At 68.4% G+C, this 13850-nt stretch carries 16 protein-coding genes and 1 riboswitch; of the genes, 11 read left to right on the top strand and 5 right to left on the bottom strand.

Features of this window, described 5'->3' with window-relative positions; all coding sequences use genetic code 11:
- Window positions 1-83: 83 nt before the first annotated feature.
- The 4 genes from AC07Y4_RS05760 to AC07Y4_RS05775 are packed head-to-tail and all read left to right on the top strand — an operon-like array spanning window position 84 to window position 3109.
- The gene (locus tag AC07Y4_RS05760; protein WP_144004542.1) at window positions 84-1085 is read left to right on the top strand and encodes a KpsF/GutQ family sugar-phosphate isomerase; all 1002 of its coding nucleotides are present in this window, start codon (window positions 84-86) and stop codon (window positions 1083-1085) included.
- Window positions 1085-1633: a KdsC family phosphatase gene (locus AC07Y4_RS05765; RefSeq protein WP_062473615.1), complete on the top strand. Its 549-nt coding sequence runs from the start codon at window positions 1085-1087 to the stop codon at window positions 1631-1633. Before AC07Y4_RS05760 ends, AC07Y4_RS05765 begins: the two co-directional genes overlap by 1 nt.
- Window positions 1630-2280 (top strand): LPS export ABC transporter periplasmic protein LptC, encoded by a 651-nt coding sequence (gene lptC / locus AC07Y4_RS05770; protein ID WP_062473614.1) that lies wholly within the window; start codon window positions 1630-1632, stop codon window positions 2278-2280. The genes AC07Y4_RS05765 and lptC overlap by 4 nt, the downstream gene beginning before the upstream one ends.
- Window positions 2281-2323: 43 nt before the next feature.
- Entirely contained in the window at window positions 2324-3109 is a 786-nt protein-coding gene (locus AC07Y4_RS05775) for an SDR family oxidoreductase (protein ID WP_487847707.1), read from the top strand.
- Between the two features lie 109 nt (window positions 3110-3218).
- On the opposite strand, the gene rbp is transcribed toward AC07Y4_RS05775, so the two are convergent.
- Window positions 3219-3620 carry an RNA-binding regulator gene (rbp, locus tag AC07Y4_RS05780; RefSeq protein WP_495269350.1) on the bottom strand — a complete coding sequence of 134 codons (402 nt, stop codon included), beginning with the start codon at window positions 3618-3620 and terminating at the stop codon, window positions 3219-3221.
- 259 nt (window positions 3621-3879) lie between these two features.
- Window positions 3880-4066, top strand: a riboswitch (yybP-ykoY riboswitch).
- Window positions 4067-4075: 9 nt separating this feature from the next.
- On the opposite strand from rbp, the gene AC07Y4_RS05785 reads away from it, so the two are divergent.
- The 4 genes from AC07Y4_RS05785 (at window position 4076) to AC07Y4_RS05800 (ending at window position 7133) form a co-directional block, all read left to right on the top strand.
- Window positions 4076-4639, top strand: coding sequence for a TMEM165/GDT1 family protein (locus AC07Y4_RS05785; protein ID WP_095747370.1), 564 nt, complete (start codon window positions 4076-4078; stop codon window positions 4637-4639).
- Window positions 4640-4766: 127 nt separating this feature from the next.
- A complete protein-coding gene (metX, locus tag AC07Y4_RS05790) occupies window positions 4767-5924 on the top strand; it encodes a homoserine O-succinyltransferase MetX (protein WP_487847706.1) in 1158 nt (385 codons plus the stop codon).
- Window positions 5921-6508 (top strand): methionine biosynthesis protein MetW, encoded by a 588-nt coding sequence (gene metW, locus AC07Y4_RS05795; RefSeq protein WP_070063357.1) that lies wholly within the window; start codon window positions 5921-5923, stop codon window positions 6506-6508. The genes metX and metW overlap by 4 nt, the downstream gene beginning before the upstream one ends.
- Window positions 6509-6545: 37 nt before the next feature.
- A complete protein-coding gene (locus AC07Y4_RS05800; protein WP_487847705.1) occupies window positions 6546-7133 on the top strand; it encodes an IMPACT family protein in 588 nt (195 codons plus the stop codon).
- Here the strand turns inward: AC07Y4_RS05800 and AC07Y4_RS05805 are convergent.
- Window positions 7078-8010: an ion transporter gene (locus AC07Y4_RS05805; RefSeq protein ID WP_159279256.1), complete on the bottom strand. Its 933-nt coding sequence runs from the start codon at window positions 8008-8010 to the stop codon at window positions 7078-7080. The two genes, AC07Y4_RS05800 and AC07Y4_RS05805, sit on opposite strands and share 56 nt — an antisense overlap.
- 115 nt (window positions 8011-8125) lie before the next feature.
- Between AC07Y4_RS05805 and AC07Y4_RS05810 the strand changes: the two genes are divergently transcribed.
- On the top strand, window positions 8126-8641 hold the full coding sequence (locus tag AC07Y4_RS05810) for a bactofilin family protein (RefSeq protein WP_062473600.1): 516 nt from the start codon (window positions 8126-8128) through the stop codon (window positions 8639-8641).
- A gap of 33 nt (window positions 8642-8674) precedes the next feature.
- Here AC07Y4_RS05810 and AC07Y4_RS05815 read toward each other — a convergent pair whose 3' ends face one another.
- Window positions 8675-9529 carry a DUF72 domain-containing protein gene (locus AC07Y4_RS05815; RefSeq protein ID WP_495274297.1) on the bottom strand — a complete coding sequence of 285 codons (855 nt, stop codon included), beginning with the start codon at window positions 9527-9529 and terminating at the stop codon, window positions 8675-8677.
- Window positions 9530-9621: 92 nt separating this feature from the next.
- Here AC07Y4_RS05815 and AC07Y4_RS05820 point away from each other — a divergent pair, with 92 nt between their 5' ends.
- A complete protein-coding gene (locus AC07Y4_RS05820) occupies window positions 9622-11133 on the top strand; it encodes a M20 family metallopeptidase (protein WP_487847703.1) in 1512 nt (503 codons plus the stop codon).
- Window positions 11130-12005, top strand: a complete 876-nt coding sequence (locus AC07Y4_RS05825) for an alpha/beta hydrolase (RefSeq protein WP_369645713.1) — start codon at window positions 11130-11132, stop codon at window positions 12003-12005. Before AC07Y4_RS05820 ends, AC07Y4_RS05825 begins: the two co-directional genes overlap by 4 nt.
- Window positions 12006-12008: 3 nt before the next feature.
- On the opposite strand, the gene AC07Y4_RS05830 is transcribed toward AC07Y4_RS05825, so the two are convergent.
- Window positions 12009-13187 (bottom strand): MFS transporter, encoded by a 1179-nt coding sequence (locus tag AC07Y4_RS05830; protein ID WP_487847702.1) that lies wholly within the window; start codon window positions 13185-13187, stop codon window positions 12009-12011.
- 107 nt (window positions 13188-13294) lie between these two features.
- A complete protein-coding gene (locus AC07Y4_RS05835) occupies window positions 13295-13759 on the bottom strand; it encodes a YidB family protein (protein ID WP_487847701.1) in 465 nt (154 codons plus the stop codon).
- Window positions 13760-13850 lie beyond the last annotated feature (91 nt).

Here is a 13850-nt window from a genome sequence, read left to right on the forward strand (position 1 = left end):
CGCCGATGCTAGAGCAATGTCCGTGCCCCGGGCTTCCCCGGGCCATGTGATCGCCGACCGCGCCCGCCTCGTAAAATCCGGCGATGAGCTCCCGCCCCGCCCCGACCCACGTGGTCGACCCCGACGCCATCCTGGCCCGGGCACGCGTCACATTCGACATCGAAGCCGAAGCCGTCCTCGGCCTGAAGGCCCGCGTCGGCCCGAGTTTCGTCGAGGCCGTGCGCAAGATCCTGGAAGTGCGCGGCCGTGTGGTCGTGATGGGCATGGGCAAGAGTGGCCACGTCGGCCGCAAGATCGCCGCCACCCTCGCCTCCACCGGCACGCCCGCGATGTTCGTGCACCCGGCCGAGGCCAGCCACGGCGACCTCGGCATGATCAAGGCGGTCGACCTCGTGCTCGCCATCTCCAACAGCGGCGAGGTCGACGAACTCACCGTGCTGCTGCCGGTGGTCAAGCGCCAGGGCGTGCCCCTGATCGCCATGACCGGCCGCCCCGACTCCACGCTGGCGCGCCATGCCGACATCGTGATCGACGCCGGCGTCGCCAAGGAAGCCTGCCCGCTGAACCTCGCGCCCACCGCGAGCACCACCGCGCAGATCGCCATGGGCGACGCACTGGCCGTGGCCCTGCTCGATGCGCGCGGCTTCGGCTCCGAGGATTTCGCCCGCTCGCACCCCGGCGGCGCGTTGGGCCGCAAGCTGCTCACGCACGTGAGCGATGTCATGCGCTCGGGCGAGGAAGTGCCGTGCGTGCCGCCGACGGCCACCGTCAGCGAGCTGATGCGCGCGATGAGCATCAAGGGCTTCGGCGCCGCCGCGGTGGTCGAGCCCGACGGCCGGGCGCTGGGCATCTTCACCGACGGCGACCTGCGCCGCCTGATCGAGGCGGGCGCCGACCTGCGCACGCCCAAGGCGGCCGACATCATGCACCGCGACCCGCGCACCATCCGCGTGGACGCGCTGGCGGTGGAGGCGGCCGAACTCATGGAGCAATGCGGCATCACCCGCCTGTTCGTGATCGACGGCGCGGGGGTGATCGTCGGCGCGGTGAACACCAACGACCTGATGCGCGCGAAGGTCATCTGATGCCGCTTGATTTCCAGGCCGAGACCCTGCTGGCCGCGCAAGATGTGCGCATCGTCTTCTTCGACATCGACGGCGTGCTGACCGACGGCGGCGTGTACTTCACCGAGCACGGTGAGACGCTCAAGCGCTTCAGCATCCTCGACGGCTACGGCCTCAAGCTGCTGCGCAAGGCCGGCATCACGCCGGCCGTGATCACCGGGCGCGACTCCAAGCCGCTGCGCGTGCGGCTCGAGGCGCTGGGCATCGAGCACGTGCGCTACGGCACCGAAGACAAGCTGCCCGCCGCCGAAGCCATGCTGAAGCAGCTCGGCTTCACCTGGGCGCAGGCCGCCGCCATCGGCGACGACTGGCCCGACCTGCCCGTGCTGACCCGCGTCGGCTTCGCGGCGGCGCCGGCCAACGCGCACGCCGAAGTGCGCGCCGTGGCGCGCTACGTCACCACCGCGCGTGGCGGCGAAGGCGCGGCGCGCGAGTTCTGCGACCTGCTGTTGACGGCCTGCGGCCAGTACCGCCCGCTGCTCGACGCTGCCCTGGGCCCCCGACCATGAGCCCGCAGCTGCGACGCGCCTGGCACCTCACGCGCGATGTGCTCGACCGCACCACCATCTACCTGCCGATCATCCTGATGGCAGGCGTGGCGCTGGGCACCTACTGGCTGGTGCGCAATGCGCCCAAGCTGCTGGAGCCCACCGTCAAGGCGGCGCCCACGCACGAGCCCGACTACTTCATGCGGGACTTCGTCATCAAGAACTTCCTGCCCAACGGCGACCTGCGCAGCGAGCTGCACGGCACCGAGGGACGGCACTACCCGGACACCGACACCATCGAGGTCGACCAGGTGCGCATGCGCTCGGTGTCGCCCGAGGGGCTGGTCACGCGCTCGTCGGCGAACCGGGGGCTGTCGAATTCCGACGGCAGCGAGATCCAGCTGTTCGGCAACGCGATCGTGATCCGCGAACCCGCGGTCAGTGCGAGCGGCAAGGCCACGCCGCGGCTGGAGTTCCGCGGCGAGTTCCTGCATGCGTTCCTCGACACCGAGAAGGTGCAGTCGAACAAGCCGGTCACGCTCATCCGCGGCAGCGACCAGTTCACGGGCGATACGCTCGACTACGACAACCTGAGCGGCGTGGCCAACCTCACAGGCCGCGTGCGCGGCGTGCTGGTGCCGTCGGCCGCCGCAGGCAAGCCGCGCTGAGCGGCTGCCACACAAGAACAAGTTCCCGGGAGACGATCCACGCATGACCACCGCCGCACCGCTCGTCTTCATCACCGGCGCCTCCAGCGGCATCGGCCAGGCGCTGGCCGCGTGCTTCTATGACGCGGGCTATCGGCTGGCGCTGGTCGCGCGGCGCACGGGCGAGATCGAAACATGGGCGGCGGGCCGCCAACTGGACGCGGGCCGCTACCAGGTCTACGGCGCCGACGTGGCGGACACCGACAGCATCGTGGCCGCCGGCACCGACTGCATCGCGCGCCAGGGCGCGCCCGACGTGGTGATCGCCAACGCCGGCATCAGCATCGGCATCGACACGGCCGAGCGTTCGGACCTCGACGTGCTGGCGCGCACCTTCGCCGTCAACAACGTGGGGCTGGCCGCCACCTTCCATCCCTTCGTGCAGGCCATGGTGCAGCGCGGCAGCGGGCGGCTCGTGGGCATCGGCAGCGTCGCCGCCATCCGCGGGCTGCCGGGGCACGGCGCCTACTGCGCGAGCAAGGCCGGCGTGGTCGCGTACTGCGAGAGCCTGCGCGGGGAACTGCACAACAGCGGGGTGAAGGTCGTCACGCTCTGCCCGGGCTACATCGACACGCCGCTGACCCAGGGCAACCGCTATGGCATGCCCTTTCTCATGCAGCCCGAGGATTTCGCAGCTCAGGCGCTGCGCGCCATCGAGGCTGGCACGAGCTACCGCGTGATTCCGTGGCAGATGGGTGTGGTCGCCAAGGTCATGCGCCTGCTGCCCAATGCCGTGCTCGACCGCGCGGTGCAGGGCCGGGCGCGCAAGAAGCGCAGCGGCGAAGCCTGAGCTTCATCGCCGATTGCACGGCGGGCACAGCGCGCAGGCAAAGAAAAAGGCTCCCGAGGGAGCCTTTTGTGTTTGTGTGCCGTGAGGCATGCGAAGGAGTGAACGGGGTTCAGTACCCACCGTTGCCGCCGCCGCCGTAGCCGCCACCGCCGCTGCGACCACCGCCGCCGCCACGGGGACCTGCGCCGTAGGGGCTGCGGAAACCGCCATCGCCACCACCGCCGCCGCCGTAGCCGCCGCCACCGCTGCGGGGGGGGCGTGCTTCCATGGGACGTGCTTCGTTGACGACCACGCTGCGGCCGCCCAGGGGTTGGCCGTTCATGCCGTTGATGGCGGCCTGTGCTTCCGCGTCACTGCCCATCTCGACGAAGCCGAAGCCCTTCGAGCGACCCGTGTCGCGCTCCATCATGACCTTGGCGCTGGTCACTGCGCCGAACTGGCCGAAGGCCTGCTCGAGATCACCGTCGCGCACCGAGTAAGGCAGGTTGCCGACGTAGAGTTTGTTGCCCATCAAGGGACTCCTATAAACACATCAAGAAAAGCGATGGAGTCCCGAAAGCATCACTCAAACGAGAGCCGCCGAGCCGCGCGAAACTGACCGATCACCGAATTGCTCCCGCCCAAAATCAAGAGGGATGCTCGTGCATTATGGGTGAAATATCAAAAAAGCAAGCAGGAATTTGCGTCTTGAGGTAGCACCTTTCGAAACTAGTAGAAGTTAGCGCACGCCTACCTGTTTGAGCCGGGGGAATTGACGATGCGGCTACAATTTGCCGGTCATTGGGGAGTAGCCGCCTTCCGCATGCGAGAAGGGTCCGCGTCAACAGACTTGTCCTTGCCCCACGAGGACATGGCGCGTGCAGTGAACACACCTGGCGAGACCTTTGACCGCACAACTTCGGGAATATGGCCGAAGGTGTTGTGCGGTCAATTGCGTCCTTCGGCCCAAGGAACCCCACATCCATCATGGAAGCTTTTCTCGTTGCAACGGGCGTGGTCGCGCTCGCCGAAATGGGCGACAAGACCCAACTCCTGGCCCTTCTTCTGGCCGCGCGCTTCAGGAAACCCTGGCCGATCGTGCTCGGCATCTTTGTCGCCACGGTCATCAATCACGCGCTGGCCGGCGCGGTCGGCAACTACATCACGCGCTGGCTCGGCCCCGAGGTGCTGCGCTGGATCCTGGGCGGCTCGTTCATTGCCATGGCCGTCTGGATGCTGATTCCCGACAAGCTCGATGAAGACGACGCCCCCGGCGTCTCGAAGTTCGGCGTCTTCGGCACCACGGTGATCGCCTTCTTCCTGGCCGAGATGGGCGACAAGACCCAGATCGCCACCGTCATGCTGGCCGCCCGCTTCACGCAGGACTACGCCTGGGTCGTCGTCGGCACCACGCTGGGCATGATGCTGGCCAATGCGCCGGTCGTGTGGCTGGGCGACAAGATCGTGCGGCGCGTGCCGATCAAGCTCGTGCACGGCATCTCGGCGGCGATCTTCCTGGTGCTGGGCGTCGTGATGATCGTCGGCTGGTAGCAGGAAAAAGTCACGGGGCTATACTTGCCCTGCGCCGATTTGCTTCAGCTTGCGGGCGCTTTATAAATTCTGCTAAAGACGGCTGCCGAACCCGGCTCGTTTTTGGCGAGGCCGGGTTTTTTCATTCATGTCGTCGTCACCTTTGGTCGTCACCCCGCAGTCGATGCAGTTCGCAGGCCCGCTGGCCCTGCGCAGCGGCGCCTCGATCAGCGGCTACACGCTCGCCTACGAAACCTACGGCACCCTCAACGCCGAGCGCAGCAATGCGGTGCTGGTGTGCCACGCGCTCAACGCCTCGCACCACGTCGCGGGCGTGTACGAGGGCCAGGCCCGCTCCGAGGGCTGGTGGGACAACATGGTGGGCCCGGGCAAGCCGCTGGACACCGACCGTTTCTTCGTGATCGGCGTCAACAACCTCGGCTCCTGCTTCGGCTCGACCGGCCCGATGCACGTGAACCCCGCCAACGGCCGCGTCTACGGCGCGGACTTCCCGGTGGTCACGGTCGAAGACTGGGTCGACGCCCAGGCGGCGCTGCTCGACGCGCTCGGCATCCGGACGCTCGCTGCGGTGATGGGCGGCAGCCTCGGCGGCATGCAGGCGCTGTCGTGGACGCTGCAGTACCCCGACCGCGTGCGGCACGCCGTGGTGGTGGCCAGCGCGCCCAACCTCACGGCCGAGAACATCGCCTTCAACGAGGTGGCGCGCCGCGCCATCGTGACCGACCCCGACTTCCACGGCGGCCACTTCTACGAATACGGCATGGTGCCCAAGCGCGGCCTGCGCATCGCCCGCATGATCGGCCACATCACCTACCTGAGCGACGACGTGATGAACGCCAAGTTCGGGCGCATCCTGCGCAGCGCTGTCGAAGGCGAAGTGGCGGGGCTCGACTACCGCTATTCCACGCAGGACGTCGAGTTCCAGATCGAAAGCTACCTGCGCTACCAGGGCGACAAGTTCAGCGAGTACTTCGACGCCAACACCTACCTGCTGATCACCCGCGCGCTCGACTACTTCGACCCCGCGCGCCACCACGGCGGCCAGCTCAGCACCGCGCTCGCGCAGGCCACGGCCAAGTTCCTGCTCGTGAGCTTCAAGACCGACTGGCGCTTCTCGCCCGCGCGCAGCCGCGAGATCGTGAAGGCGCTGCTCGACAACCGCCGCAACGTGAGCTACGCCGAGATCGACGCGCCGCACGGCCACGACGCCTTCCTGCTCGACGACGTGCGCTACATGGGCGTGGTGCGTTCGTACTTCGAACGCGTCGCCAAGGAATTCCAATGAGCGACCTTGCACACCAACGACTGATTGCACAGCTCGTGCCCCAAGGCTCGCGCGTGCTCGACCTGGGCTGCGGCGACGGCGCCCTGCTCGACCTGCTGCAACGCGAACGCGGCTGCACCGGCTACGGCGTGGAGATCGCCGACGGCAACGTGCTGCAGTGCATCCGCCGCGGCGTCGACGTGATCCAGCTGAACCTCGACGAAGGCCTGGCGATGTTCGACGACGCCACCTTCGACGTGGTGCTGCAGATCGACACGCTGCAGCACCTGCGCAATGCCGAGGTCATGCTGCGCGAGACCGCGCGCGTGGGCCGCTTCGGCATCGTCGCCTTTCCCAACTTTGCGCACTGGCCCAACCGCCTGAGCGTGGCGCGCGGGCGCATGCCCGTGACGCGCCGCCTGCCCTACCAGTGGTACGACACGCCCAACATCCGCGTCGGCACCTACAAGGACTTCGAGGTGCTGGCCGGCAAGAACAACCTGCGCGTGCTCGACGCCTTCGGCCTGCAAAACGGGCGCGACGTGCGCTGGCTGCCCAACGCGCGCGCCAGCACGGCGGTGTTCAAGTTCGAGCGGGGCGGCTGAGCACGCCGCCCTTGCACCGCACGGACATCGGGTCGGAATGAGCTTCACGCTCGCGCAGCCGGTTCACAGCGACCTGCTCATCAAGAAGAGCCGCTTCATCGGCTGCGTGCAACCGGTGCCCGACCGCGCGGCCGCGCTTGCGGTGGTCGCCTCGCTGCGCGCCGAACACCCGGGCGCTGCGCACGTGTGCTGGGCCCTGATGGCCGGCGGCCAGTCGGCCGCGAACGACGACGGCGAGCCCGGCGGCACGGCCGGTCGCCCCATGCTCGAGGTGCTGCGCCACCAGCAGGTGGAAGGCGCGCTCGCCACCGTGGTGCGCTACTTCGGCGGCGTGAAGCTCGGTGCCGGCGGCCTCGTGCGGGCCTACACCGATGCCGTGGCCCAGGCCCTGCTCGGCGCCACGCTGGTGCCGCTCGTGCGCCAGCGCCACCTGGAGTGCGCCGTGCCCTACGCGCTCGAAGGGCTGGTGCGGCGCGAGCTGGCCGCCATCGGCGCGGTGCTCGAAGACGTGCAGCACGGCGACGACGTGCGCTTTGCCTTCGCGCTGCCTGAGCCCGAGGCCGATGCCTTCATCGCGCGCCTCGACGATGCTGCGCAAGGGCGCGTCGTCTGGCCGACGGCGTGAGCCGCTTCGCCGGCGCCTTGCCTGAAGCCGGCTCCGCCGCCAGCGCGAGCACGCCGCGCGAGGCCAGCGCGATCGGCTCCGCCAGGTCGTCGTCGACGCCGCGCCGCGTCATCTCGGCCGTGACGATGCCGGTGGGCACGGCCAGCACGCCCCAGCCCAGCAGCATCATCACCGAGGCGATCGCGCGGCCCAGGTCGGTCTTGGGCACGAGGTCGCCGAAGCCGACCGTGGCCATGGTGGAGATCGCCCAGTAGATCGCCACCGGAATGCTGGTGAAGCCGTGCGTCGGGCCCTCGACCACGTACATCAGCGTGCCCATCACCAGCACCACCAGCATCACGAAGCCCACGAACACCGTGATCTTCCGGCGGCTCGATGCCACCGCCGACACCAGCGCGCGGTACTCCACCGAATAGCGCGAGAGCTTGAAGATGCGGAACACGCGCAGCAGCCGCAGGATGCGCACGTCGATCAGGTACGCCAGCTCGGGCGCGAAGGCCACGAGAAAGGTCGGCAGCAATGCCAGCAGGTCGATCACGCCATAGAAGCTCAGCGCGTAGCGCAGCGGCTTGTTCACGCAGCACAGCCGTGCGATGTACTCCAGCGTGAAGAGAATCGTGAACACCCATTCGAGGGCATTGAACAGTGGGCGCCACTGGTCGCGGATCGACTGCACGCTGTCCAGGATGACGACCAGCACGCTCATCACGATCACCGCGATGAGCGTCAGGTCGAACCACAGGCCGGCGGGCGTGTCGGCCTCGAAGATCACGGTGAACAGCGTGCGCCGCCAGCCGCGCGCGGGCTTGTCGAACCGCGAGTCGGTGGCGGCGGGCGTGGACAGGGCTTCGATGTTCGGTCGGATCAGGCGGGTCATGCGGGGCATTGTCAGGGGCCCCGGGCGACTTATTCAGTTACGCTTATTGCGCAATGAAGTGCCGCATGCCGTGAGTGCGTTCTTACGATAGTCCCCTTTCTTGAGGAGCTCCCCATTGGCCACACAGTCCCCCTTTTTCGGCAAGCGTGATCGTGACACCGACTCGCTGACGTCCCGTCCCGCACCGCTGGTTGGTTCGGGCACCAATCTCTCGGGCACTCCCGTCAATCCCTCCTCGTTGACCGCACAGGCCGGCCTGGCCCCGGCGGCTGCGCCTGCTGCCAAGGAAGGCGGCAGCAAGCTCACCGTCGGCCCGAACATCAAGCTCAAGGGCGTCGAGATCACCGATTGCGACACGCTCGTGGTCGAAGGCCTGGTCGAGGCGACGATGGATTCGCGCCTGATGCAGATCGCCGAACAGGGCGAGTTCAAGGGCTCGGCCGAGATCGACATCGCCGAGATCCGCGGCGTGTTCGACGGCAACCTCACCGTGCGCGAGAAGCTCGTCATCCACTCGACCGGCAAGGTCACCGGCAAGATCCGCTACGGCAAGATCGTGATCGAAGAAGGCGGCCAGCTGTCCGGCGAAATCAGCTTCGGCGCCAAGCCGTCGCTGCAGGCCGCCGCCTGAGGCACCTGACGAGCCCGGTCTGACGACCGTCGATCAGGGCGCTTTCTTTTTCGGTGGGGCCTTCTTGGCCGCCGGCTTCGGCTTGTCCGCGGCGGCGGCCATTGCTGCGTCTGCAGCCGGCGGCGCCCACCCCAGGCGCTGCAGCAAGGCACCGGCCGCGGCCGGTGCCCTTTCCTTGGCGCCGTTGATGAAATACACGAACACGTCGCGCGCCTTCGGCGTCGTGGTCCAGCCTTGCGCGCGCGCGGCCCAGGTGTCCAGCGCCTTGGGCGCGTAGCCGGTCGCGAGCGACGCGTCGGCCATCATGAGCCGCGCGTAGGCGACATCGCCCTCGGGCTCCTCGAACGACGGAAACTTGTCGGCGTCGGTGAACACGGTCGACACCTTGTGCTTCTTCGCGAGCGCTTGGTAGGCAGGCGTGATGAAGCTCTCGTGGCGCACGTCCATCACGTGACGCAGCACGCGGCTGCCCTCTTTCTTCGGCAGCAGCTCCAGGAATGCCTCGAAGTCTTCCGCATCGAACCGCTTGGTCGGCATGAACTGCCAGACGATCGGCCCGAGCTTGTCGCCCAACTCGGCCACGCCGCTGTCGATGAAGCGCTGGATCGACTCGCCCGCGGTCGCCAGCACCTTGCGGTTGGTGGTGAAGCGCGAGGCCTTCATCGAGAACATGAAGTCATCGGGCGTGTCGTCGCGCCACTTGCGGAAGGTCTCGGGCTTGAAGGTGCTGTAGTAGGTGCCGTTGATCTCGATGGCGCTGACCTGCCGGCTGGCGTGGTTCAGCTCCTTCGCGTGGGCCAGGCCCTTGGGGTAGAAGTTGTCGCGCCAGGGCTCGTAGGTCCAGCCGCCGATCCCCACCTTGATCCGCGTCGATGTTGCCTTGCTCACATTGCGCTCCGGGTTTTGAGATCGCCCGCACTCTACGCGCGCTCGCCGCGAGGCGCAAAATGCGGTTTTTCGTCCCCGCGGAGAATCCCCCGATGAACGCCCCCCTGCACCGTGAAATGCCCGCCGGCACGCTCGACGCGACGCGCGCCCTCTCTGATGTCACCGCCCGATGGGACGGCGACATCGTCAAGCAACTCACCGACTACATCGCCATCCCCGCCAAGTCGCCCGGCTTCGACAAGGACTGGTCGGCCAACGGCTACCTGGAGACCGTGCTGCGCAACGCCGCGGCCTGGGTCGAGGCGCAGAAGGTCGAAGGCCTGAAGCTGGAGATCGTGCGCCTGGAAGGCCGCACGCCGGTGCTGTTCTTCGAAGTGCCGGCCACCGGCACGAACATGGCCGAGACCGTGCTCATGTACGGCCACCTCGACAAGCAACCCGAGTTCACCGGCTGGCGCAACGACCTCGGCCCGTGGACGCCCAAGTACGAGAACGGGCTGCTCTACGGCCGCGGCGGCGCCGACGACGGCTACGCGGTGTACGCCAGCGTGGCCGCGCTGCAGGCGCTCAAGGCCCAGGGCGTGGCGCACCCGCGCATCGTCGGCCTCATCGAGACCTGCGAGGAAAGCGGCTCCTACGACCTGCTGCCCTACGTCGACGCGCTGCGTCCGCGCCTGGGCGAGGTCGAGCTGGTGATCTGCCTGGATTCGGGCGCCGGCAACTACGACCAGCTGTGGCTCACGACCTCGCTGCGCGGCATGGCCAGCGGCACGCTCAAGGTCGAGGTGCTGACCGAAGGCATCCATTCGGGCGACGCCTCGGGCCTGGTGCCTTCGAGCTTCCGCATCATGCGGCAGGTGCTCGACCGCCTCGAAGACAGCGCCACCGGCCGCCTGCTGCCCGCCAGCTTCCATTGCGAAGTGCCGGCCGACCGGCTCGCGCAGGCCAAGGCCACGGCCGCCATCCTCGGCGACGAGGTCTACAAGCGCTTCCCGTGGGCGCACTACGACTGCGGCGGCTCGACCATGTTCGCGCTGCCGACCACCACCGACCCGGTCGAGGCGCTGCTCAACCGCACCTGGAAGCCCACGCTGTCGGTCACCGGCGCCGAAGGCTTCCCGGCCCTGAAGGATGCGGGCAACGTGCTGCGCCCCTACACCGCCTTCAAGCTCTCGCTGCGCCTGCCGCCGCTGGTCGATGCAGCCGAGACGGTGCAAAAGCTCAAGGCCCTGCTCGAGGACAACGCGCCCTACCAGGCGCGCGTCACCTTCGAAAGCGGCGGCGGCGCCACCGGCTGGAACGCCCCCACCATCACGCCGTGGTTCGAGGACGCGCTCAACAAGGCCTCGCGCGCGCACTTCGGCGCCTCCTGCGGCTACATCGGCCAGGGCGGCACGATCCCGCTGATGAACATGCTGAGCGCCGGCTTCCCGACGGCGCAGATGATGGTCTGCGGCGTGCTGGGCCCGAAGAGCAACGCGCACGGCCCCAACGAGTTCCTGCACGTGCCCTACGCCAAGAAGCTGACGGCCGCCGTGGCCGAGGTCATCGCCGCCCTGCCCGTCGCGCACCGCGCCGCGGCGTCGGAGCCGGTGGCCGTTTGAGCGACGCGCTGCCCTTGCCGCACCGCGTGTCGCTGTCCACGCCGGACGGTGAGACGCTGGCGCTGCGGCGGCTGCCCGCCGCGGGCACGCCCCGCGCCGTGGTGGTCGTGGTGCACGGGCTGGGCGAGCATGCGGGGCGCTATCACGGCCTCGCCAAGCAACTGCATGCCTGGGGCTTCGCGGTCTGGGCGCACGACCATCACGGGCACGGCGAATCCACCGGCGCGCGCGGCGGCCTGCCCGGCGAGCTGCGTCTGGTCGACGACCTGGCGCTGGTGATCGACGACGCGCGCCGCGAGAACCCCGGCGTGCCGCTGGTGCTGCTGGGCCACAGCCTGGGCGGCCTGGTCGCCGCGAGCCTGGTGGCGCGCGGCGTGCGGCCGGTCGATGCGCTGGTGCTGTCGTCGCCGGGGCTCGACCCGGGGCTGAACGGTTTCCAGAAGATGCTGCTGGCGGTGCTGCCGCGCATCGCGCCCAACCTGCGCGTGGGCAACGGGCTCGACGACAACTACCTCTCGCACGACCCGGTGGTGGTGCAGGCCTACCGCGACGATCCGCTCACGCACGACCGCATCGGCAGCCGGCTGGCGCGTTTTCTCGCCTACGAAGGTGCCACGGTGCAGCAGCACGCGGCGCGCTGGCCGGTGCCCACGCTGCTGATCTACGCGGGCGACGACCGGCTCGTGCGGCCGGCAGCGAGCCGCGCCTTCGCGGCCGCCGCGGCGCCCAGCGGCAACGTCGAGGCGAAGTGCTTCGACGCGCTGTACCACGAGCTCTTCAACGAACTCGATGCGGAGCCCGTCTTCGACACGCTGCAGCGCTGGCTCGACCGGCGGTTTCCAGCGGCGGCTGTCTCCGCGCGCGTGGCCTGAGGCTCAGGCCTTGGCCACCGGCGCGCGCCGGCGTTGCGTCTGCGCGAGCCAGAGCAGCGCGGCACCGGTCAGGGCCACCGGCACCAGCGAGCCGTAGTTCAAAAGCTGCCAGCCCTGCGTGGTCACCAATACGCCCGAGGCGAACGAGGTCAGCGCCAGCGTCGCGAACACGCAGAAGTTGAGCGCGCCCTGGGCCCGGTCGCGCTCCTCGGCCGTGTAGGCCGTGAGCGACAGCGTCGTGCTGCCGGTGAACAGGAAATTCCAGCCCACGCCGAGCAGGAACAGCGCCACCAGGAAGTGGTGCAGGTCCACGCCCGACAACGCCACCACGATGCAGCCGAGGTTGAGCGCCAGCCCCATCCCCATCACCGGCAGCGCGCCGAAGCGGCGGATCAGGTGGCCGGTGAAGAAGCCTGGCGCGAACATGCCGATCACGTGCCATTCGAGCACCAGCGCCGCGTCGGAAAACGGCAGGCTGCAGATCTGCATCGCGATGGGCGTGGCGGCCATCAGCAGGTTCATCACGCCGTAGCTCAGCGCGCCTGCGGCGGCCGACACGATGAACACGGGCTGGCGCATGATCTCGCCCAGCGGCCTGCCGCCGGCGGCTTCCTTGCGGGTCGGCGAGGGAGGGAATTCGATGAAATGCATCACCGCCATCGAGAGCAACGCCACCGCCGCCAGCGCGATGTAGGCGCCGGCGAAGGGCACGGAGAGCGCTTCGCGCGTGAAGGTCGCCAGGTTCGGCCCCGCCACCGCGCCGATCAGGCCGCCGGCCATCACCATCGACACGGCCTTCTCGCGCCAGGCCGGCAGTGCCAGCTCGGCTGCCGCGAAACGGTAGAGCCCGGCGTTGGCGTTGTAGTAGCCGGCGACCACGGTGGCGAAGCACAGCAGCCAGAAGTTCTTCGAGGACGCCGCGTAGGCGCACAGCAGCGCCGAGCCGACCGCCACCGCCAGCCCGATCTGGAACGAACCGCGACGGCCGAAGCGCTGCTGCGTGCGCGCCACCAGCCCCGTGCTCAGCGCGCCGCCCACCACGTAACCCATCACAGGCAGCGTGGCCATCCATCCCAGCGGCGCGATGCCCAGGCCCACGAGACCGTTGATGGCGATGAAGGTGACGTTGTTGGTCAGGAGCAGGCCCTGGCAGATGGCCAGGAGCCACAGATTGCGATTCATGGGGCGCGGTTCTACGCGATTGGGCGACGAAGGCAAGGCGCCGGCCAAAAAAAAAAGCGCCCTCGCGGGCGCCGGAATTCTGAGAATGAAATTCGCCGGGTGGCAGGTCAGGTCGGCTTGTTGCCTTGCAGCAGACCGCTGAGCGAGCCCAGCAGGTCGTCCTGGTTGCCGAGGCCTTGCTCGGGCACCTTGCCCTGCGGCGTGAGCTGGTTGATGAGGGCCGGCAGCATGGTGGCCAGCATCGGCAGCAGCATTTGTGCGTTGATGCCGAGTTTGGAGGCGATGGCGGCGATCGTGTCGCCGCCCAGCGCGTTCTGCAGCTGATCGCCCGACACCGGCTTGTTTGCACCGTTGCCGATCCACGAGCCGATCACGTCGCCCATGCCCGCCTGCTCGAATTTCGAGACCATGCCGCCGAGGCCGCCCTGCCCGCCGTTGTTGGCAAGCAGGCCGCCCAGGGCGCCGGCGAGGCTTCCGAGATCTCCCAATCCCCCGAGGCCACCGCCTTGCGGTTGCTGCTGCTGTGCAGCGCCTCCTAGCACCTGACCGAGTACCGAATCGAGCAACCCCATGACCATTCCTTGGTGTGTGACAGAAACGCTCACATTTTCCAATGTGGCGACCCGCTTGCCGAAAGTGGCGCGGCCACTTTCGAACTGGCAA

It is taken from the genome of Variovorax sp. GW460-12-1-14-LB1, from assembly GCF_059423605.1.